Genomic DNA, 20258 nt, shown 5'->3' with positions numbered 1-20258 from the left:
CACCTCTATTTTGCGTCCGCCAGCGCTGTTTTCAGCGCCTGTTCCGCGCGTTCAGCAGACTTGGTCTCACCATGCTCACGCAGAATTTGGGCGAGCTGTCGCAGCTGTCCTGCGGTCAGACCGACGCGAAGGCTTGCGCGAGTATGCGACAACAGCTGGGCTTCAACGCCAGGCGTGGCGGCTAATGCGCCGACGGTCGCCAGCTCGCGGCTTTGCCAGTCGAGGTTATCGCGGGCAAAAATATCGCCGAAGAGATGGGTTTGCAGGAACTGATTAATGATCGGAGCAAAATCAAACAGTGGTCCCTGAACGGGGGCGCCTGAGATTTTTGTCTGGTTTGCGGTGCCCACACGGCGCAATTCATCCCCAATGGGAATGGGACTGGATGGCGCTTTGCCTTCAAGATCATGGATGCCGCGCTGCTTACGTGCTTCAACCACTTTCATTAGCTCGCTTAATGCATTGAGACTGCGAGGGAAACCGGTATAGGCATACAGCTGAACCAGAATTTCTTTGCTTTCATTGATGGTCATCCCGGCATCCAGCCCCAGGTTTAACGCTGCATTCAGCTTTTCCATCTGGCTGCTCGCCATGTAAGACGCTATCAACGGAATCGCCTGCTGGCGTGTCGATAACGTGTCGCTAGCGGTGTGAGATTGATTCATTTCTGTGGCTCCTTTTGCCGTGGGTGCAGCATTTGCCGTCAGGCTACCGCTCACCAGCAGCAACGTTGCCGCCATGAGCGCCTTAATGGGCATGATATTGTTCATCGGTTACCAACTCCTTCCAGTTAACGCTTTTCCCGTCCACTACTCCAGTGATGGCCAAATGCGTCATGGCACTGCCCGGGGCGGCACCATGCCAGTGTTTGACCCCCGGAGGGCAAGACACCACATCGCCTGGGCGAATGATCTGTACCGGCTGACCTTCCACCTGTGTGAGTCCTACACCGGAGGTGACAATCAGGCGCTGACCGGCCGGATGGGTGTGCCAGGCCGAGCGAGCACCAGGCTCAAAGGTGACATACGCGCCTGAAACAGAGATGTTGTCATCAGGTTTAAACAGCGGATCGACCCGAACGCGTCCGGTAAAATTCTCCGCAGATCCGTAAATGGCGTTTTGACTTCCAGCGGTCACTATCTGGGTGGCATCGTTTTGCACCGCCCCCCAGCAAGTAAACGTGAGCAGGGGGAGTAACAGTCCGAGATAACGTATTTTTCCAGTCATGCAATGCGTCCTTTTAGTCAACGAGGGATTGCCTGCCATGATTCTAGCGAGGGAGACATGTCATCAGCCTGACGTTCCCCTGACAATCCTGTCAGTTGGGCCGGATAACGCGACTCCCGTGTTTAACTCGGCTGTTGCCGCTGTGTTTTGCTCACTTTCAGGCGAGATGGCAAATGTCAGTCCAAAAGTGTTGATCCCGCCTTCGCTGCGCGCGAAAACGTCTCCGTGGTGCATAATTGCCACGGCGCGTACGATAGACAGCCCAAGTCCATGATGGGTATCACTCTTCGCACGTGAGGAATCGGCCCGATAAAAACGTTCAAAAAGGCGATGCAAATGGGTGAGGGGGATTGGCTCACCTGGGTTTGAAACTGCCACGCAGGCCTGACCGTTTTTTTCACTTAACCGAACGGTCACTGTGCTGCTCGGTGAAGAATGTCGTGCGCTGTTTTCCAGTAAATTGGCCAGCGAGCGGTGGAATAAACGCCGATCGATACGGGCTATCGCGTCGCCTTTAATGTCCAGGGTAAGCTTTTTTTCAGCAAATGAAGGCTCGACATACTCTGCCGTTTTCAGTGTTTCTTCTCGCAGCGAGACTGTTGTCAGCTGAGCGGCATGTTCTCCGGCGTGAGCGTGAGACAAGAACAGCATGTCGTTCACGATAGTGGTCATGCGCTCAAGCTCTTCGAGATTTGAACCCAGTAACTCTTCCAGTTCTTCATGTGAGCGGCGTCGTGAAAGCCCTAACTGCGTTTGACCAATCAGGTTGGTCAGTGGGGTGCGCAACTCATGCGCCACATCGGCGTTAAAGCTTTCGAGCTGTCGCCAGGCAACTTCCTGTCGCACCAGAACACCGTTAAAGGATGAGGCCAGCTCTTGTAATTCAATCGGCAATGCGGCGGTATCCAGGCGCTGGCCGTGGTCCCCCGGCGCTAAATGGCGGGCTTGTTTGCTCAGTGCACCGACGGGACGAAGGCCGATTCTTGAGACGCCGTATCCCAGCAGGGCGACGATAAACACCCCCAGCGCGGTAATGAGAAGCAGTGTACGGGTGAAGGCATCCAATGTGCCCATGTAAGGTGTCGAGTCGATGGCAACCACATAGCGTAACGCCGGTCTGTCACCGTTTGCCGGGATGGTTTTTACCAACAGGAAAAGTGAGCAGGCCCCGTCTGACGCACCGGGCATTTTGTTAAAACCCTCTTTCAGGGCAGACCACTGCACGCCGACTGGCGGCATTCCGCCCACGCTGAAACGCGGATCGTCACTGACTATCCAGTAGCGAACGCGCTCGCCCTCTGAGCTTGCCAGCACGTTGAATTTATTGGCTAATACTGACCAGCCTTCCGCCGAGGTGCGCGCGGTGATCCACGGGCTCATTAAGGATTCACGAAAAAGTAGCTCGTTATGCATCTGTTTTTGCAGGGAATCATGCAGAGAGCTTCTGAGCAAGATGCCGATTGTCGAGACAATCAGCAGGGCGGAAAGGGCAAACATCAGGGCCAGATGCACTGAGATGGCGCGCTTAAACATGTTTGTCTCCGTCACTTAATCGGGTCTGAGTTCGAGGACATAGCCCATCCCGCGCACGGTATGCAGCAGTTTGACGTCAAAGGGCAAGTCGATTTTGGCTCGCAGGCGTTTAATGGCCACTTCAACGACGTTGGCGTCGCTGTCGAAATCCATGTCCCACACCTGCTCGGCGATCATCATCTTGGAGAGGATTTCTCCCTGATGGCGGGCCAGCAGGCTCAGTAATGAAAACTCTTTGGCCGTCAGCTCCACGCGCGTTCCGGCACGAAACACCCGGCGCGCCAGCAGATCGAGTTGCAAATCGTGGATCTGTAGCTGCGTAATATCCGCTCCATCGGTCGAGCGACGACGGACCAGCGCCTGAATGCGCGCGACCAGTTCAATAAGAGAAAAAGGTTTGGGAAGATAATCATCGGCGCCGAGTCGAAGCCCTTTAACGCGTTCGTCGACAGAGCCTCGGGCAGACAGCATTAGCACCGGCGTCTGTTTGCTGGCACGCAGCCCCTCAAGCACACGATAACCGTCCATGCCTGGCAACATGATGTCCAAGATGATTGCGTCATAGTCGAACTCCAGCGCGTAGTGCAGGCCTTCAGCACCATCCGCCGAAATATCTACGGTAAAGCCGGATTCGCCCAGCGCGCGGCTAAGATAAGTGGATGTTTTTTCTTCGTCTTCAACTAATAGCAGTCTCATTCCATTTCCTCATCCGTTTCCCTTATCGTCAGCGATATGCTGTCGATGCTACTGAACCACTACCAACAGCAAGCTGACCGTTTCCTGACATTTTTGTCAGTTACGACGTCTCTTAACTGACAGCCTTGTTATCTTCCCGTCACGATGCTGTCAGGCACTGGCCTCTACTCTGAGTGTGCAAATTTAGTTTCACGAGCCTGCCTGGACAGGCCGTCACTCATCAGGAGAGACCATGAAATTCACACTCTTAACCGCCATGCTGATTACCGACATGGCTGGCGCGGCATCAGCGCATGCGGCTGATTACAAACAAAATCCGTTCACCCTCGTCTATGACGGCGCCATCACCGAGAACGTGGCAGGCAAGGTCAACATTCACCCCGTGAAATATGACCTTCACGGCATTCAGATTGCCGCGAATGTCTATACGCCAGCCAACTACGATCCTGCTAAAAAATACCCGGCGGTCGTGGTGGCGCATCCTAACGGCGGCGTTAAAGAGCAGGTCGCTGGGTTATATGCTCAACGTCTGGCTGAGCATGGTTACATTACAATTGCTGCCGATGCGGCTTATCAGGGTGCCAGCGGTGGTCTGCCTCGCAGCGTGGATAAACCGGCCAACCGCATTGAGGATATTCACGGCATGGCCGATTACATCGGCCAATATCCGGGCGTTGATACCGCACGTATCGGCCTGCTCGGTATCTGCGGCGGCGGTGGTTATTCATTGAAAACCGCCCAGACCGACAAACGTTTTAAAGCGCTGGCGACACTGAGCATGTTTGACTCAGGTCTGGTACGTCGAAACGGTTACCAGGACTCGCAAATTGCCACTATTCAGCAATGACTGAGTCAGGCAAGCGAGGCGCGCGCGAAAGAAGCCTCCACCGGTGAAATCAGCTATTCCGGCGACGCCAAACTGACGGATGAACAAATCGCCAAACTGCCGTTTGAGCTGTATCGCCAGGGCTTCGAGTACTACGGGAAAACCCACGCGCACCCAAATTCAACGTTCCGCTATACCACCAGTAGCCTGCTCGATTTGATGAGCTTTGACGCGCAAAGCAACATGGACTTGATTAACCAACCGCTGCTGATGATGGCCGGGAGTAAAGCAGACTCGCTTTACATGACCGAAAGCGCGTTCAAAAAGGCCACCGGTACGAAAGATAAAAAAATAGTTCTGATCGACGGTGCGACGCATATCGAAACGTACTGGGTACCGCGCTATGTCGACCAGGCCATGAGCCAGCTCGATACCTTCTTCGATAAAAATATCTGACCTGGCCGGAATCAGCCCGATAAGGGCTGATTCAGAGTACTCGAGGCAGGCGAAAAGATAATTACGCCAGAGGGATTGGCGTTATGAATAAAATTCATAAACTGCCGTTGCGATGGAGGTGACGCTCTGCCTGAGCCAAATCTGCCAGCGTATCGATGTCTTGCACAATTCCACCATCCTTTAAGGCCAGATCCAGAACCTGGTGCTGAAGTCGGGCGCTACGCACAATCTCTTTCGCGCCCATGCCCCCTGTCAGGGCCGTCAGCCTCGGCAGATAAGCATGGCTGAAGGCCACCGGATGCCCTTGTTGCTGGCGATAATGAGGTACCACCACTGGTTTTTCGCATAACCCTTCGGCGACACACCGTAGAGAATCGGGCTGAATCAGCGGTAAATCGCCGGGCAGAATCAACCAGCCTGCAGCGTGCACGGTGGCGCTGACGCCTAACGCAATGGATTCACCCATGCCGCGTGTGCCGCCTTTCGGCCTGACCAAATGCCATTCCAGCCCTGCGTCTTTTACCGCCTGAATCACATGCGTTAACACCGACTGGTCGTGCAGAATCGCATCGAGTTTATGTGTCGTGGCACCGCTCGCCCGGAACCGTTCGCCACGTCCAGCAGCCAGAATGATCACCACGGGGGAGGGCATTACGGCTCTCCGGTTTGCAGGCGTGCCGCCGCCACATCTGCCAGCACCGAAAGCGCCAACGATCGCGCATCGCGGGCTTTGGGAAAGATGCCGATCGGGGCTTTGATCCGTGCGATATCGCCTTCGCTCCAGCCACGTTCCCTCAGCGATTGGCAGCGCTGACAATGTGTCCGATGGCTCCCCAGTGCGCCGATATAAAACGGTTTTCCGCGAAGGGCGGCCTGTAAAACGGGTAGCTCGCGGTGCAGGTCGTGCCACAGCAGCAGCACTGCGGTGTCGGTATCGATAATTCTGTCGATATACGCGTCGAGGTCGGTCCCGGTGTGGACGTCGTAACCGGCGGTCTGCGCCAGCGCAGCGGTGGTCTGCGCTTCAATGGAGCGACCAAACACAATCACCCGCACGCCGGGGCGATATGCGGTATCGAAGCCGTCACCCTGCCAGCCTGTTTTGGGCGACGAGGCGATACTTTGTAGCGTTTGTGACTGCGGCAAATAGCGCAGCCCGGCGGGCTGACGTTGTTCCAGTTGGTTGAGTACCGCCAGCAGCGGTTGCGCAGAACGCAGCCGATGAATGCTGAGCGTGATACCGCCGCCGCAGGGCAGAACGATATCGAAATAAGGCGAGCCTTCGCCGTAGCGTACTTCGCGGTCCTGGCCCGAGGCAATGACCTCCATCGCCTCATAAGCCACGGCGGCCTCCACGCAACCACCGGAGACAAAGCCGCAATATAAGCCGTCTTCGCGCACCGCCATTTGTGCGCCAGGCGAGCGCGCCGCGCCGCCACGGATCGCCACCAGTGTCACCAGCGCCGCGCCCATTCCGGCCGTTAATGCCTCGAGCGCAAAGCGTAAAATCTCCCGGCTGTCATCGGTCAGAAATGCCTGTTCAGGCGTAACCCGCGGCGAATCAGCAGGGGAGATGCATATCGCGTTCTGTCCCATAGCGTCTCCTTACACCACGTCCGGCAGGGCGCTGAGATACTTATCCAGCGTGACGGGGTAATCGCGGACCCGCACGCCCGTGGCGTTATACACGGCGTTGGCAATCGCCGCGCTGACCCCGCACAGCCCGAGTTCACCGACCCCCTTGGCTTTCATCGGCGATGAAATCGGATCGGTGTCCTCAAGGAAAATCACTTCCTGCTCCGGCACGTCGGCATGAACCGGCACTTCATAGCCAGCCATATCGTGATTGACGAAATAGCCCAGCCGCGTATCGACCGCCAGCTCTTCCATCAACGCTCCGCCGAGGCCCATGGTCATCGCGCCAATCACCTGGCTGCGCGCGGTTTTCGGGTTAAGAATGCGTCCTGCCGCGCATACTGCCAGCATTCGTCGGACCCGGACTTCTCCGGTCGCGGCATCCACGCCCACTTCGACAAAATGCCCGGCAAACGTCGACTGCTGATACTGCTTGTCGAGGGATCCAAATTCGATGGTGTCTTCGGCGGTTAATGTCCCGTCTGACGCCGCCTCGTTGAGTTTTATATGTCTGTCACCCGCGATGATTTCTTCGTTGGCGAAATGCGCCTGGGTCGCATCAAAACCAAGCCTGTTGGCGATGGCCTCACGCAGCTTCACGCAGGCGGCATACACGCCTGCCGTCGAGGTGTTGGCCCCCCATTGGCCACCGGAACCCGCGGAGATCGGGAAGCGGGAATCGCCCAGCCGGACGTCAATTTTTGCCATCGGCACGCCGAGCATTTCCGCCGCCGTTTGGGCGATAATGGTGTAGCTGCCGGTGCCGATGTCGGTCATGTCCGTTTCAACCGTCACGTTGCCGTTGCCATCCAGATGCACGCGCGCGCCGGACTTGGTCAGCAGATTGTTTCGAAAACCTGCCGCCACGCCCATGCCGACCAGCCAGCGTCCGTCGCGAATCTGGGCGGGGGTCGCATTGCGCTGTTTCCAGCCGAAGTGTTCTGCACCGGTGCGCAGGCACTCAACCAGCTGGCGGCGCGAGAAACGCCGCTCAGGATTAGCAGGGTCGACCTGGGTGTCATTCAGAATGCGAAACTCCACCGGGTCGATGCCGGCTTTTTCGGCAAGTTCGTCCATCGCGATTTCCAACGCCATCAGTCCCGGCGCTTCTCCAGGTGCGCGCATGGCGTTGCCTTCCGGCAGATTAAGTTTCGCTAGTCGCAAAGCCGTATGGCGATTCGCTCCGGCGTAGAGCAGTTCGGTCTGCTGAACGGCCGTTTCGGGCGCGCCGCCGGAAAGATTGCCGGACCAGCTTTCATGGGCGATAGCGGTGATTTTGCCGTCACTGCCACAGCCAATCCGGATATGCTGAATAGTCGCCGGGCGGTGCGTCGTATTATTGGGAATGACGGGGCGGGGCAGCATGACTTTCACCGGCCGTTTTATGGCCCGAGCGCCGAGCGCCGCTAGCAGGGCATCGCTTCGCAGAAATAGCTTTCCGCCAAACCCTCCACCGATATAAGGGGATATTATCCGCACGTTTTCCATTGGCAGTTTTAGGGTTTGCGCCAGGTCGGTGTGGCACCAGTTGATCATCTGATTTGAGGTCCAGACGGTCAGCTTTTCGCCTTCCCAGACCGCCATCGAAGCGTGTGGCTCCATTGCCATATGGCTCTGATTGGGTGTGGTGTAAGTGGCTTCCAGTTTTACCGCCGCTGTTGACCAGGCGGCATCAAAATCGCCGACGTTTTTGTCCTCCTCGCCTTTCGGCGCAGTCGCGGAGGGCTTTTCGTCCGCCAAAGAATAGGCCCCGGTATCCCGGCGATATTCCACATTCACCAGCGCGGCCGCCGCGCGCGCTTGCTCAAACGTCTCAGCGACTACCAGCGCCACGGCCTGATGATAGTGCTCAATCACCGGGCCACCGAGTAGCATGGCGGTGTTTTTACTCCCTTTGCCGAGCGATCCGGCATTGCCCGCGGTCACCACGGTGAGTACGCCCGGGGCGGATTTTGCCGCCTCGATGTCCATGGAGGTGATTCGCCCTTTGGCAATCGCCGCGCCGACGATATAGCCATACGCCACGTTATCGGCCACATCATGCCATTCGTAGGCGTAGTGCGCGCTGCCGGTGGTTTTCAGTGGGCCATCAATTCGGTCGTGGGGCTGCCCGACAACGGTAAGATTATCAATCGGGTTTTGGCCTGCAGGTTGATCAAATTTCATGTCCGGCCCTCGCTTCGGTCAGCACGGAGGCGAGCGTGCGCTTCGCCAACGTTAGCTTAAATGTATTTTCAGGCGTGGGGTGTGCTCGGCTAAACAACTGGTCATATACCGCCTGCGCTCCGTGTGGGATTTGCGCATCCGCTTCAGCCTGTCTCCAGGGTTTATGCGCCACGCCACCGAATGCCACGCGCCCGCTACCATCGGGCAGCACCACGGCAGCCACCGACACCAGCGCAAACGCATAAGAGGCGCGGTCGCGCACTTTACGGTAGATATGCGTGCCACCAAGCGGTGCAGGCAGCGTCACCGCGACGATCAGTTCTCCCGGTGTCAGGACCGTTTCACGATGCGGTGTGTTGCCCGGCGCACGATAAAAATCAGCGATGGGGATTTTACGTTCGTGTCCATCCGGATCGACGGTTTCCACGACCGCGTCCAGCAAGCGCATCGCCACCGCCATATCGCTGGGGTGTGTGGCGATACAGGCTTCACTGGCGCCCACGACCGCGTGCTGACGGCTGAAGCCTTCAAGCGCCGCACAGCCGCTGCCGGGTAGGCGCTTGTTGCAGGGCTGGTTGGTATCGTAAAAATAAGGACAGCGGGTGCGTTGCAGCAGGTTGCCCGCCGTTGTGGCCTGATTACGCAATTGGCCGGATGCGCCTGCCAGCAGCGCTCTGGCCAGAACCGCGTAATCCCGACGGATCTGCAGGTCAGCGGCTAAATCGGTATTGCGTACCAGCGCGCCGATGCGCAATCCACCCTCCTCGGTGGCGTCGATGTGATTCAGAGCCAAGCCGTTGACGTCGATAAGATGCACCGGCGTTTCAATCTCCAGCTTCATCAAATCAAGCAGATTGGTTCCTCCGGCGATAAATTTCGATCCGCTCGAACGTCGGGCGCTGGCCGCCGCCTCGGCGGGTGTTTTCACGCGTTCATAGGTGAAAGCCTTCATGATTTCGGCTCCCCGGCGGCGTCTTTGATGGCGGCCAGAATGTTGGAGTACGCTCCACAGCGACAGATATTGCCGCTCATTCGTTCGCGAATTTCCTCATCCGTCATGTCAGGCGACGACACTAAATCCAGCGTGACGTGGCTCGGGACCCCGGCTTCTATCTCTTTCAGCACCGCCACCGACGAGCAGATTTGTCCCGGGGTGCAGTAGCCGCACTGGTAGCCGTCGTGTTTAATAAACGCTGCCTGCATCGGATGCAGGTTATCTGGCGCGCCGAGGCCTTCGATGGTGGTTATCTCTGCATCCTGATGCATTACCGCCAGCGTCAAGCAGGCATTGAGCCTGCGACCGTCGACCAACACTGTACACGCCCCGCATTGCCCGTGGTCGCAGCCTTTTTTGGTGCCGGTGAGGTGCAGGTTTTCGCGCAGCGCATCCAGCAGCGTCGTGCGCGTATCAACGTCAAGCGGGTGGCTTTTGCCGTTCACTTTCAGGGTGAGAGGCAGGATTTCAGGCGCAGGCGTCACTGCGCGCGTGGGCTGGGCCAGGGCCGTGCCGGGTGGAACCGCGGCCGTGGCCGCAGTGGCTGCACCGACCTTTAATAGCGTCCGGCGCGACAGGCTAAAATCAGGGGGTTGGGATTGACCAGGATGGTTATTTTCAGGGATCTCGCCTTGGTTGCTCATGCCAAGCCTCCGGTATTCACAATGCGTGGATTCAGAATCAGATACGAACGGCTTTGTTGGTTTTTTAAACATTAAGCATAGACGGCACTGGGCGCAGGATTATTCTTAAATCGCGAATGCCGTCATGAGGAAAATGCATCAATACCGGGGCGAGAAGGCGCGGTGAAGCGCCCGGTGGCTTATTTTTTTAGCGTGGTCGTCAGAGCCATGGCGGCGCTGGCGAGGGTGAAGGCGGCCATAATCCAGGCCATGGTCCAGGGCGTACCGTCGCGCATAAAAGCCAGCAGCAGTGAGGAAATAATGCCGCTGCCGTACTGTAATGAGCCCATTAATGCCGAGGCCGAGCCGGTAGCGCCGGGCACGGCATCCAGCGCGCAGGCGGTCGACGTCGCGGCGATGATGCCATTCATGGAAAAGAACACGAATATTGACCCGGCGATCAGGCTAATCCCGCCGATATTCAGCCCGGCGACGACCGCAAGCACGACGGCGGCAACGGCGGCGACCAGAACGGCGAACGTCAGCAGTTTCTCCAGCGGATAGCGATGCACCAGTTTTCGGTTGATCATGCTTACCGCCATCAGGCCAACGATATTCACCGCAAATAACCAGCCGTAATGCTGGGGCTCGACGCCAAAATAGGTGATGTACACAAACGGCGAGCCGGTAATAAACGCGTAGGCCGCCACATAATAGAACGTCAGGCTTAGCGTGAACCGCATATAGCGGGTGTTTTTCAGAAGGAGGAAATAGTTTCGAAACGCCCCGAGAAACGAGGTCTGCACGCGTTTCTCTTCTGGCAGGGTTTCAGGCAACCAAAATAAGCAGGCCAGCATCAACGCGCCAATGATCGCCAGCAGCCAAAAAATGGCGTGCCATGAGGTTATCTTGATCATTTGTCCGCCAATCAGCGGCCCGGCAATCGGCGCAATCGCCATGATCAGCATTAGCGTAGAAAGCATGTATGCCGCGCGGGTACGGCTAAAGATATCGCGGATCATCGCACGGGCCAGCATTGGACCGGTGCAGGCCCCTAACGCCTGAAACACCCGCCAGAAAACGATCTGCCCCATATCCGTGGCCAGGGCGCAGCCAATGGAGCCAATGACGAATAGTGCCATGCCAATGAACAACGGTAAGCGTCGACCGAACCGATCGCTGATCGGCCCCCAAATCAGCTGCGCAAGGCAGAAGCCGATTAGAAACCCGGTGATGGTTAGTTCTGCATCACCCTGTAAATCCTTTGCCATGAGTGGCATTGCGGGCAAGTAAATATCGGTGGATAACGATGTGACTGCCATCAGCGCGCTGAGAATTAAAACAAATAAAAGGCCGGTCGATGCGCTGGACGCTGAGAGCGATCGTGACTGGGAATCAATCATAATTATCCATCTGGATGAGGAAGGGGTCAGGACGTATGTTAACGGGTTTGGTCGATGAGATAACCGCAGGTAAAAGGATAGCCTTTATGAATCACATTCATCATTGCTGGCATTCAGTAAGCCGTGGCCGATAACCAAAGAATATTGAGGAAATCGCTGAAAAATTGCGCACGAAACTGTCCGGATCCCCTCTGGCTGCGATAGACTAAGCCTAACCCGCTGTCATTTACTGAATTTTATGGCCTGATTGCCCAATGAAAAGACTCAAAAAAGCATCATCGCCTTCCAACGTTTTGCGTTATCTCTGGGGCTCGGCCATCGCCAGCATTGTGCTGACGTCAATCTTGTCGTGGTGGTTGCTGTCCGTTTCCTGGAATGCATGGCACAGCGCCCATAATGATGTAATCCAGTTCGGTGATTTCTACCATGTATTGCAGGTGTCCAACGATCTGGCGAGCGAGCGTGCTTATGCCAATGAACTGGTCCTCAGCCCAATGGAGCGAAAAGCGCAGGCCTGGAAATCCCTTGATGATAGCCGCCGGATAACCGACCGCAATCTGGAGCGGATCCCACAAAACCTACTTTCCCCGGCGCTGCTGAGAGCGACCATCGAACAGCTCAATAATTCGCGTTTGAGCGTCGATACGTATCGAAATCAGGAGCTGAGCGACCCGCAGGACGCGCAGCGTTCGATCAGCGCCATGGTCGAAGCGACTGACTTTTATCACACCGCGTTGTTCCAGCATACTTCATCGTTTCTGTTGCTCGAGCCCAAGGCGCTGGGCCCGATTTTGCGCGCGCAGGCATTGGGGGAGTTGCGAGATGCGACCGGGCGATTAGGCTCGCAAGTGTTGATCCCGCTCTCTACCCATACGCCGATTCCGCTCAGCAATTTGGAAGCATTAAGCCGCGGCATGGAGCGTATCGACGTGCTGTGGTGGCTGTTGCGCACCCAAGGCGAAGAAGCAAACTATCTGCCTGGTTTTCCGCAGCGCCTGGATAATGTGCGTCAGAAATTTGAATCGCAGGGTGTGGCGATGCTGAATGAGATTAAGTCAGAAAGCGTGAAAAATCAGCCATATAGCGTGGGTGCGGAGGATTTTGCGGTGCGCTATCACGAAAGCCTGAATACGTTTGATGAACTGTTGAACACCTATCTGACCGGGGTGAAAAAGCACTACGTCCACGCTGAACACCGGGCACTGCTGCATCTGGTGCTGATTGTTATTATCCTGATCATGCTCTGCGCGCTGACGACAGGGCTGATTTTCTATATTCGCTCCCGCGTACTTCAGCCGATTCTACGACTCAACCAAATAGCGAACGGGATAATCGCCGGTAAGCATCAGGAAACACTGATGGACGAAAGCACCGCCGAAGAGGTACAGGAGCTATTTTCCTCCCTCGGCACGCTGGGCGCTAAACTGCGCGAACAGACCATCCTGAGTAAACGCTTGCAGCGCCAGTCGGAGGAAGACCCGCTGACCCACCTGTTTAACCGCCGGGCGTTCGACGAATTGGCGGGAAATCTGCTGGTGCAGGCCACGCATGAGCATCCGGTGTGGCTCATCATGATCGATGTCGATCACTTCAAATCGATCAACGACACTTGGGGACACCCAACCGGCGACAAAGTGCTGGTGGCGCTGGCGACCACGCTCAAGAAATTCAGCCGTCCGGGAGATGTTATTGGGCGTCTGGGCGGCGAGGAGTTTGCGGTGGTCTTCCGCACACCGGGCCACGAAGACGTGACCGGCTACACCACCCGTATTCAGAACGAAATTCGTCAGCTGCGCTTCGAAGGGCCGAAAAGGGAACCTTTCTCGATAACGGTGAGTTTTGGCGTGGCCTCAGGCTGGCAGCGTGAGTTAGGTGAGGTGTTAGCGGAAGCCGATGCGGCGCTGTACGAAGCGAAAAAAACCGGTCGTGACAAAATTTGCGGGCTGCCGGAACGCGGCTAGAATTCCCCTCCCGGATGGGAGGGGACAGTATTTAGTGATCGAGATAGACGAAACTTTCCCAGCTCGACATACGGATCAAAATCTTACGAATCAACGCGAAGTCTTTGAAATGGTCTGAGTAAACGGCAATTTCAACCTGCGTGCCCTGCGGCAGATGATAATCTTTCAGTCGTGGATCGGTGGCTTTCACTTTCACCAGCACGCGTCCCTGATTGGTAACATCCGCCGTCGTCAGTAACTTCCCCTGGCCCTGGAACTGGCTCTCACCAATGGCCGGCAGCACTTCGACTACTTCCCCACTGAACACGGTGCCCGGTATTGACGGGAACAGCAGCTCTGCTTTGTAGCCGGTCTGCAGTCGCTGAATTGCGTTCTGGCGGAAGGCGGCCACGTAGGTATCTTTAGAATCGGCTTCAAGTGGGATAAAGGTCATGACTGGTGCCAGGCCGAGGGCGGTAGACATCGTGCCGACACGCAAACCCACGGTACTGACGTAACCCGCAGACGGCGCACGTACCACGGTATTTTCCAGTTTGAACTCTGCTTTATTCAGCTGCGCTAATAGCGAGGCGACTTTGGTATTTTGCCCGTGAACCACTGAATTCAGATTGTTTTTAGCCTCTTCAACCTGCGCCCTGGCGGCCACTACGGCAGCATCGGTGGCTTTATAGGTCTGGCGACGGGTGTCGACCATCTGATCGGAAAACGCGCCTTTGGCATGGCCTTCGCTGTAGCGGGAATATTCACGCTGCGCTTTATCGCGGTCGGCGATGGCTTTATTGAGATCGGCCTGCGCCTGATCCAGCCCAGAATCCAGAGACAATGCGTTCTGACTGGCCTCTTTCACCTGCGCACGAAGGTCATCCACTTTCGCCTGAAAAATGGTTGGATCGATGCGGAACAGCACATCGCCTTCCTTCAAAAGTGTATTCGGTTTGACCGGTACATCAATCACTCTGCCGCGAACCTGAGAAACAATTGGCACCGTGCGGTACGCCTGTTTGCCCATATCGCTGAACGGGAAGTTATAGTTCATCAACAGAATAATGATGGTAATAAATATCACGCCACCAAGAACGGCTGTTGGCACCGTCCATTTATTTAATGGAATGCGAAAAACCTTAAATATAATAACGCACAGAGCTGCGTAGGTAAGCAGTAATAACGTTTCCATTATTGTTTTTCCTCCACAGTCTTAGCCGGTGCAGACGTTTGCTTTAATTCATTCACCTGGTCTTTAAGCTGATCTATTTGAATAAGCATATGATTCATCTGTACATGCATATTTTGCTGGTCTTCACTGACGCTATTCATGCCCCAGCCCCGGTCTTCACGCCAGAGCGCGGCCCAGATCCACAGGAATGGCCATAGCGCATGTAGCGTAAATAAACTCACCCAGCCCGCATAGTGGATGGCGTCCTGATGAGGGTGTTTACGTTCTTTTGCGATTTCATACGGAATGTCGTGAATAACAATTATTCCGTAAAATAATATTAAAATTACCGCAGTCAGTATTGCCAGTGCAACATAGTCCAGGATCATGATTAAAAACTCCAGGAAGAAAAACGAACGATACGAGATTTATTAAAGGTAATAATATCCTTCAGTGTACAGAAAACCATAAATCAATGGGTTGCACAAACTCACAGTTGTTTAAAAGTAAATTGCGGCGATTGCAAAAAGGTTTTTATCTAAATTTAAATAAGAGATGAGGAAATAAAAACGCCTTCGGTGGGAAGGCGTTGGGGAACGGGGTTTAGACGCGGTATTTCAGACCCACCATTGTTGGACACGGTTTCATTGTTCATCCGCCCGCCAATTCGCCCTGTTTAGCCAGGTTACCTGAGCTGAAAGGGTGATTTTGCGAAGGCGGATCAGGCTTTTTGCTGACGGTGATATGGGCCTACTGCGGGCATGATTTAAGAAAGCCCCGCAGGAGAACATCATGGCCTGGCGACCGTTTCTTTTTCTGATATCCACTCCGCATCCGCAGCTTTCACGCCGTCGTGGGAAACTGACGCTGGTGCGATGAACGTGACGTTTTGCGACTAAGCTTTGCTACTTTTTTTCTAAAAACAGATTGGCATTAGCCAGAATTTTTAATTCCTTTATCAAATCCCCGCTGCCGGAAATACTGCGCCCATGACAACAAGGGGAGCAGACACCATGGCACGCGCATCGCATCTTTCATTATTGGCCGCATTGACCTTCCTCACTTTCCAGGCGCAGGCGGTGAATGTCACCGTCGCGTATCAGACATCCGCTGAACCCGCCAAGGTTGCACAAGCGGACGACACCTTTGCAAAAGAGAGCGGGGCAACCGTCGACTGGCGGAAGTTCGACAGCGGAGCGAGCGTGGTTCGCGCCCTGGCCTCAGGCGATGTCCAGATTGGCAATATCGGTTCCAGCCCGCTGGCGGTTGCCGCCAGTCAACAGGTGCCGATTGAAGTGTTCCTTCTCGCCTCGCAGCTCGGAAATTCTGAAGCGCTGGTGGTGAAAAAAGACATCAGCAAACCGCAAGACTTGATCGGCAAACGTATCGCCGTGCCGTTTATCTCAACCACCCACTACAGTCTGCTGGCTGCGCTGAAACATTGGGGCATCAAACCGAATCAGGTGCAGATTGTGAACCTGCAGCCACCGGCCATCGCCGCCGCCTGGCAGCGCGGGGATATTGATGGGGCTTATGTTTGGGCGCCTGCGGTTAACGCGCTGGAAAAAGACGGCACGGTGCTGACGGATTCTTCCCAGGTAGGCCAATGGGGCTCTCCGACGCTGGATGTGTGGGTGGTGCGTAAAGATTTCGCCGAGCAGCATCCTGATGTAGTGAAAGCCTTTGCCCGCAGCGCTATTGCTGCCCAGAAGCACTATATCGATAACCCCGAAGGCTGGCTCAAACAACCAGATAATCTCAATAAGTTGGCGAAGCTGAGCGGCGTTCCGGAAGCGGATGTGCCGGGGCTGGTGAAAGGTAATACCTATCTGACGGCCCCCCAACAGGCGCAGCAGCTTAACGGCCCGGTAAATAAAGCGATTGTCGACACTGCCCAGTTCCTAAAAGCGCAGGGAAAAGTGCCTGCCGTTGCGGCGGATTACAGTCAGTACGTGACCGATAAATTTGTGAAATAACGGAGTTCACCATGCTGCAACTCTCCCATCTCAGTGCGAACTACGACGGAAAACCGGTTCTCGATGACATTTCACTGAGTGTCGATCGCGGTGAACTTCTGGTGGTGCTCGGCCCATCAGGCTGTGGCAAAACCACGCTGCTGAATCTGGTGGCCGGTTTCCTGCCATATCAGTCGGGCAGCATCACCCTGAACGGCGTGCCGATCAATGGACCGGGGGCCGAGCGCGGCGTGGTGTTCCAGAACGAAGGGTTGCTGCCGTGGCGAAACGTGAAGGATAACGTGGCGTTCGGCCTGCAACTGACAGGAATGAACAAACCGGCACGGCATGAAATTGCCCACCAGTTGCTGAAAAAAGTAGGGCTGGAAGGCGCAGAAAAACGGTTTATCTGGCAGCTTTCCGGCGGCCAGCGTCAGCGAGTGGGTATTGCCCGGGCGCTGGCGGCAGACCCGCAGTTGCTGCTGCTTGATGAGCCATTTGGGGCGCTGGATGCGTTTACCCGCGAGCAGATGCAGACCCTACTGCTGCGCTTATGGCATGAAACCGGCAAGCAGGTGCTGCTGATTACCCACGACATTGAAGAAGCGGTGTTTATGGCAACGGATTTAGTGTTGCTGTCGGCCGGGCCGGGCAGAGTGACGGAACGACTGTCGCTCGACTTCGCCCACCGGTTTGTCGCCGGGGAAACCTGCCGCAGCATTAAATCCAGTCCAGAGTTTATCGAACGGCGCGAATACGTGCTGGGCCGTGTGTTTGAACATCGGGAGGCTTTCTCATGAGCATTGTGGCGAACGATAAACCGCGCCGCCTGGCGCTGAACTGGCGTTGGCCGCTGTCGCGCCAGCTGATGTTGAGCCTGTCGACGCTGGCGATTTTACTGGCGCTGTGGTGGGCGGTGACGGAGTTACAGCTGATCGCTCCACTGTTTCTACCCCCGCCGGGGCAGGTGCTGCACAAACTGATTACTGTCGCCGGGCCGCAGGGCTTTATGGATGCCACATTGTGGCAGCATCTGTCGGCGAGCCTGACGCGCATTCTGATTGCACTGCTCGCCGCGGCGATTATCGGTATTCCGGTCGGCATTGCTATGGGCCTGAGTCCCACGGTACGCGGCATTCTCGACCCGCTGATTGAGCTGTATCGCCCGATCCCACCCCTGGCCTATTTGCCACTGATGGTTATCTGGTTTGGTATCGGCGAGACGTCGAAAATCCTGCTCATCTATCTGGCGATTTTCGCCCCGGTGGCGATGTCGGCGATGGCGGGTGTGAAAAGTGCTCAGCAGGTGCGGCTGAGAGCTGCGCAGTCGCTGGGTGCCAGCCGGGCGCAGATTTTGTGGTTTGTGATTTTACCCGGCGCGCTGCCTGAGATCCTGACTGGACTGCGCATTGGGCTTGGCGTGGGCTGGTCGACGCTGGTGGCGGCTGAACTCATCGCCGCCACGCGAGGGTTAGGGTTTATGGTGCAGTCCGCCGGGGAATTTCTGGCCACCGATGTGGTGCTGGCCGGGATCGCGGTGATTGCCGTTATCGCTTTCGTTTTAGAGCTGGGCCTACGGGCGCTACAACGCCGGCTGACGCCGTGGCATGGAGAAATTGCATGAGTGAACGTCTGAGCATTCGCCCGCTAGGGCCGTACATTGGCGCGCAGGTTTCCGGGTTGGATCTGACCCGTCCTCTGAGCGATAACCAGTTTGAACAGCTGTACCACGCGTTACTGCGTCATCAGGTTGTTTTTCTGCGTGAGCAGCCGGTCACACCGCAGCAGCAGCGCAACCTGGCGCACCGTTTTGGCGATCTGCACATCCACCCGGTTTATCCGCACGCCGAGGGTGTGGAGGAGATTATCGTCCTCGATACGCATAACGATAATCCGCCGGATAACGATAACTGGCACACCGATGTGACTTTCATTGAGACGCCGCCAGCCGGAGCGATTCTGGCGGCGAAACAGCTGCCCGAAAGCGGCGGTGATACTCTGTGGACCAGCGGAATTGCGGCTTATGAGGCGCTGTCTGCCCCACTTAAAACGCTGCTGAATGGCTTACAGGCGGAGCATGATTTTCGTAAATCGTTCCCGGAATGGAAGCATCTTAAAACGCAAGACGAGCATCAGCGCTGGCTGAGCGCGGTGGCAAAAAATCCGCCGCTGTTACACCCGGTAGTGCGCACGCATCCGGTAACCGGCAAGCAGGCACTGTTCGTGAATGAAGGTTTTACTACGCGTATTGTGGACGTCAGCGAGAAAGAGAGCGAAGTGCTGTTGGGATTCCTGTTTGCTCACATCACCAGGCCGGAATTTCAGGTGCGCTGGCGCTGGCAAGAAGGGGATGTAGCGATGTGGGACAATCGGGGGACGCAGCACTACGCCAATGCCGATTATCTGCCGCAGCGGCGTATCATGCATCGCGCGACCATTCTAGGGGATAAGCCGTTTTATCGGGCAGGTTGATGGGCTTGCTTTCTGAATATGCGTGAAATCGGGACTTCGCATCGCCGGCCTAAGGGCTGGCGACTTTGCTCTTTGCCCCCTCCCTGCGGGAGAGGGCATCCGTCGAAGCATTAACGCAGGATTTTTTTCTCGGCTAAATCGAGGGCGAAGTAGCTGAAAATCAGGTCTGCGCCTGCGCGTTTGATTGCGCCGAGGCTTTCGAGGACCACTTTCTCTTCATCAATTGCACCCGCCTGAGCGGCAAACTTGATCATCGCGTATTCGCCGCTGACCTGATAGGCGCCAATTGGCAGTTCTGTGCGCTCGCGGATATCACGGATTATATCCAGATAGGCACCGGCAGGTTTCACCATCAGGCAATCTGCGCCCTGGGCTTCGTCGAGCAGCGATTCGCGAATCGCTTCGCGGCGGTTCAGCGGATTCATCTGATAGGTCTTACGGTCGCCTTTCAGCGCGGTTCCGGCAGCTTCACGGAAGGGGCCGTAGAACGACGAGGCGAACTTGGTGGAATAAGACATGATCGCGGTATCAGTGAATCCGGCGGCGTCCAGCGCCTGGCGAATGGCCTGCACCTGACCGTCCATTGCCGCAGACGGGGCAATGAAATCAGCACCAGCGGCGGCGGCAACCACAGCCTGCTTACCGAGATTCAACAGCGTTTGGTCATTATCAACACCGTGATCGCATAGCACGCCACAGTGCCCATGTGAGGTGTATTCGCAGAAACAGGTGTCTGACATCACAATCATTTCAGGCACGGTCTGTTTGCAAATGCGCGACATGCGCGCCACCAGGCCCTCTTCTTTCCACGCATCGCTGCCGGTGGCATCGGTGTGGTGAGAGATCCCAAACGTCATCACGGAGCGGATACCGGCGTTGGCAATGCGTTCAATCTCACGGGCAAGGTGCTTTTCCGGGATACGCATGACGCCGGGCATCGCTTCGATGGCCTTATAATCGTCAATTTCTTCTTCAACAAATATAGGCAGCACCAGATCGTTAAGGGTCAGTGATGTCTCTTCAAACATGGCGCGCAGCGCAGCGGATTTGCGCAGGCGACGAGGGCGAGTGATCAAATCTGTCATGATAGGCCTGATGTTAATGGAACATTCAGAGAAGTTTACCTGATTTATGGATGATGTGTTTCACTAAAGTGGT

At 55.9% G+C, this 20258-nt stretch carries 18 protein-coding genes and 1 pseudogene; 6 read left to right on the top strand and 13 right to left on the bottom strand.

All coding sequences use genetic code 11. The features are described 5' to 3' along the window. Nucleotides 1-5 precede the first annotated feature (5 nt). The 4 genes from MUU46_RS06045 to MUU46_RS06030 form a co-directional block, all read right to left on the bottom strand. A complete protein-coding gene (locus tag MUU46_RS06045; RefSeq protein ID WP_159752239.1) occupies nt 6-770 on the bottom strand; it encodes a carboxymuconolactone decarboxylase family protein in 765 nt (254 codons plus the stop codon). After that, the gene (locus tag MUU46_RS06040; protein WP_258965077.1) at nt 748-1227 is read right to left on the bottom strand and encodes a (R)-mandelonitrile lyase; all 480 of its coding nucleotides are present in this window, start codon (nt 1225-1227) and stop codon (nt 748-750) included. The genes MUU46_RS06045 and MUU46_RS06040 overlap by 23 nt, the downstream gene beginning before the upstream one ends. A 63-nt stretch (nt 1228-1290) precedes the next feature. After that, nucleotides 1291-2760, bottom strand: a complete 1470-nt coding sequence (locus MUU46_RS06035) for a heavy metal sensor histidine kinase (RefSeq protein ID WP_258965076.1) — start codon at nt 2758-2760, stop codon at nt 1291-1293. Nucleotides 2761-2775: 15 nt separating this feature from the next. Beyond that, entirely contained in the window at nt 2776-3456 is a 681-nt protein-coding gene (locus tag MUU46_RS06030) for a heavy metal response regulator transcription factor (RefSeq protein WP_258965075.1), read from the bottom strand. A 232-nt stretch (nt 3457-3688) separates the two neighbouring features. Between MUU46_RS06030 and MUU46_RS06025 the strand changes: the two are divergent. Beyond that, nucleotides 3689-4738: pseudogene (locus tag MUU46_RS06025) on the top strand (alpha/beta hydrolase). A 94-nt stretch (nt 4739-4832) separates the two neighbouring features. On the opposite strand, the gene MUU46_RS06020 reads toward MUU46_RS06025, so the two are convergent. The 6 genes from MUU46_RS06020 to MUU46_RS05995 form a co-directional block, all read right to left on the bottom strand. Then, entirely contained in the window at nt 4833-5390 is a 558-nt protein-coding gene (locus MUU46_RS06020; protein WP_258965074.1) for a nucleotidyltransferase family protein, read from the bottom strand. After that, nucleotides 5390-6334: an XdhC family protein gene (locus tag MUU46_RS06015; protein WP_258965073.1), complete on the bottom strand. Its 945-nt coding sequence runs from the start codon at nt 6332-6334 to the stop codon at nt 5390-5392. Before MUU46_RS06015 ends, MUU46_RS06020 begins: the two co-directional genes overlap by 1 nt. 9 nt (nt 6335-6343) lie before the next feature. After that, complete coding sequence (paoC, locus tag MUU46_RS06010; protein ID WP_258965072.1) at nt 6344-8539, bottom strand: aldehyde oxidoreductase molybdenum-binding subunit PaoC; 2196 nt, start codon at nt 8537-8539, stop codon at nt 6344-6346. Beyond that, nucleotides 8529-9491, bottom strand: coding sequence for an FAD binding domain-containing protein (locus tag MUU46_RS06005; RefSeq protein ID WP_258965071.1), 963 nt, complete (start codon nt 9489-9491; stop codon nt 8529-8531). The genes paoC and MUU46_RS06005 overlap by 11 nt, the downstream gene beginning before the upstream one ends. Next, complete coding sequence (paoA, locus tag MUU46_RS06000; RefSeq protein ID WP_258965070.1) at nt 9488-10177, bottom strand: aldehyde dehydrogenase iron-sulfur subunit PaoA; 690 nt, start codon at nt 10175-10177, stop codon at nt 9488-9490. Before paoA ends, MUU46_RS06005 begins: the two co-directional genes overlap by 4 nt. A gap of 179 nt (nt 10178-10356) precedes the next feature. Beyond that, nucleotides 10357-11559 (bottom strand): multidrug effflux MFS transporter, encoded by a 1203-nt coding sequence (locus MUU46_RS05995; protein WP_159752257.1) that lies wholly within the window; start codon nt 11557-11559, stop codon nt 10357-10359. A gap of 254 nt (nt 11560-11813) precedes the next feature. Between MUU46_RS05995 and MUU46_RS05990 the strand changes: the two genes are divergently transcribed. Further along, on the top strand, nt 11814-13520 hold the full coding sequence (locus tag MUU46_RS05990) for a GGDEF domain-containing protein (RefSeq protein WP_258965069.1): 1707 nt from the start codon (nt 11814-11816) through the stop codon (nt 13518-13520). A gap of 31 nt (nt 13521-13551) precedes the next feature. On the opposite strand, the gene MUU46_RS05985 is transcribed toward MUU46_RS05990, so the two are convergent. Both MUU46_RS05985 and MUU46_RS05980 read right to left on the bottom strand, forming a co-directional pair. Beyond that, on the bottom strand, nt 13552-14694 hold the full coding sequence (locus MUU46_RS05985) for an HlyD family secretion protein (protein ID WP_159752261.1): 1143 nt from the start codon (nt 14692-14694) through the stop codon (nt 13552-13554). Beyond that, the gene (locus tag MUU46_RS05980; RefSeq protein ID WP_159752263.1) at nt 14694-15062 is read right to left on the bottom strand and encodes a DUF3302 domain-containing protein; all 369 of its coding nucleotides are present in this window, start codon (nt 15060-15062) and stop codon (nt 14694-14696) included. The genes MUU46_RS05985 and MUU46_RS05980 overlap by 1 nt, the downstream gene beginning before the upstream one ends. 624 nt (nt 15063-15686) lie before the next feature. Here MUU46_RS05980 and tauA point away from each other — a divergent pair. From tauA to tauD, 4 genes are read left to right on the top strand one after another with little or no spacing between them, the layout of a single operon-like run. After that, nucleotides 15687-16649 (top strand): taurine ABC transporter substrate-binding protein, encoded by a 963-nt coding sequence (tauA, locus tag MUU46_RS05975; protein ID WP_258965068.1) that lies wholly within the window; start codon nt 15687-15689, stop codon nt 16647-16649. Nucleotides 16650-16660: 11 nt separating this feature from the next. Next, a complete protein-coding gene (gene tauB / locus MUU46_RS05970; RefSeq protein WP_159752269.1) occupies nt 16661-17428 on the top strand; it encodes a taurine ABC transporter ATP-binding subunit in 768 nt (255 codons plus the stop codon). Then, nucleotides 17425-18252, top strand: coding sequence for a taurine ABC transporter permease TauC (gene tauC, locus MUU46_RS05965; protein WP_159752271.1), 828 nt, complete (start codon nt 17425-17427; stop codon nt 18250-18252). The genes tauB and tauC overlap by 4 nt, the downstream gene beginning before the upstream one ends. Further along, the gene (gene tauD, locus MUU46_RS05960) at nt 18249-19100 is read left to right on the top strand and encodes a taurine dioxygenase (protein WP_258965067.1); all 852 of its coding nucleotides are present in this window, start codon (nt 18249-18251) and stop codon (nt 19098-19100) included. Before tauC ends, tauD begins: the two co-directional genes overlap by 4 nt. A gap of 110 nt (nt 19101-19210) precedes the next feature. Here the strand turns inward: tauD and hemB are convergent, their stop codons facing one another. Beyond that, nucleotides 19211-20185 carry a porphobilinogen synthase gene (gene hemB / locus MUU46_RS05955; RefSeq protein ID WP_159752275.1) on the bottom strand — a complete coding sequence of 325 codons (975 nt, stop codon included), beginning with the start codon at nt 20183-20185 and terminating at the stop codon, nt 19211-19213. Nucleotides 20186-20258 lie beyond the last annotated feature (73 nt).

The organism is Scandinavium tedordense, from assembly GCF_024764965.1.
GTDB lineage: Bacteria > Pseudomonadota > Gammaproteobacteria > Enterobacterales > Enterobacteriaceae > Scandinavium > Scandinavium tedordense.
Note: the sequence above shows the minus strand (reverse complement) of the source record. Positions and strands in the feature narration are given on the sequence as shown.

Bases quoted from the DNA above. Each gene is read 5' to 3' on its own strand.
- MUU46_RS06015 (WP_258965073.1), bottom strand. From the start codon at position 6,334: ATGGGACAGAACGCGATATGCATCTCCCCTGCTGATTCGCCGCGGGTT.
- MUU46_RS06040 (WP_258965077.1), bottom strand. From the start codon at position 1,227: ATGACTGGAAAAATACGTTATCTCGGACTGTTACTCCCCCTGCTCACG.
- paoC (WP_258965072.1), bottom strand. From the start codon at position 8,539: ATGAAATTTGATCAACCTGCAGGCCAAAACCCGATTGATAATCTTACC.
- paoA (WP_258965070.1), bottom strand. From the start codon at position 10,177: ATGAGCAACCAAGGCGAGATCCCTGAAAATAACCATCCTGGTCAATCC.
- MUU46_RS06030 (WP_258965075.1), bottom strand. From the start codon at position 3,456: ATGAGACTGCTATTAGTTGAAGACGAAGAAAAAACATCCACTTATCTT.
- tauC (WP_159752271.1), top strand. From the start codon at position 17,425: ATGAGCATTGTGGCGAACGATAAACCGCGCCGCCTGGCGCTGAACTGG.
- MUU46_RS05990 (WP_258965069.1), top strand. From the start codon at position 11,814: ATGAAAAGACTCAAAAAAGCATCATCGCCTTCCAACGTTTTGCGTTAT.
- hemB (WP_159752275.1), bottom strand. From the start codon at position 20,185: ATGACAGATTTGATCACTCGCCCTCGTCGCCTGCGCAAATCCGCTGCG.
- MUU46_RS06045 (WP_159752239.1), bottom strand. From the start codon at position 770: ATGAACAATATCATGCCCATTAAGGCGCTCATGGCGGCAACGTTGCTG.
- MUU46_RS05995 (WP_159752257.1), bottom strand. From the start codon at position 11,559: ATGATTGATTCCCAGTCACGATCGCTCTCAGCGTCCAGCGCATCGACC.
- MUU46_RS06005 (WP_258965071.1), bottom strand. From the start codon at position 9,491: ATGAAGGCTTTCACCTATGAACGCGTGAAAACACCCGCCGAGGCGGCG.
- MUU46_RS06035 (WP_258965076.1), bottom strand. From the start codon at position 2,760: ATGTTTAAGCGCGCCATCTCAGTGCATCTGGCCCTGATGTTTGCCCTT.
- MUU46_RS05980 (WP_159752263.1), bottom strand. From the start codon at position 15,062: ATGATCCTGGACTATGTTGCACTGGCAATACTGACTGCGGTAATTTTA.
- MUU46_RS05985 (WP_159752261.1), bottom strand. From the start codon at position 14,694: ATGGAAACGTTATTACTGCTTACCTACGCAGCTCTGTGCGTTATTATA.
- tauB (WP_159752269.1), top strand. From the start codon at position 16,661: ATGCTGCAACTCTCCCATCTCAGTGCGAACTACGACGGAAAACCGGTT.
- tauA (WP_258965068.1), top strand. From the start codon at position 15,687: ATGGCACGCGCATCGCATCTTTCATTATTGGCCGCATTGACCTTCCTC.
- tauD (WP_258965067.1), top strand. From the start codon at position 18,249: ATGAGTGAACGTCTGAGCATTCGCCCGCTAGGGCCGTACATTGGCGCG.
- MUU46_RS06020 (WP_258965074.1), bottom strand. From the start codon at position 5,390: ATGCCCTCCCCCGTGGTGATCATTCTGGCTGCTGGACGTGGCGAACGG.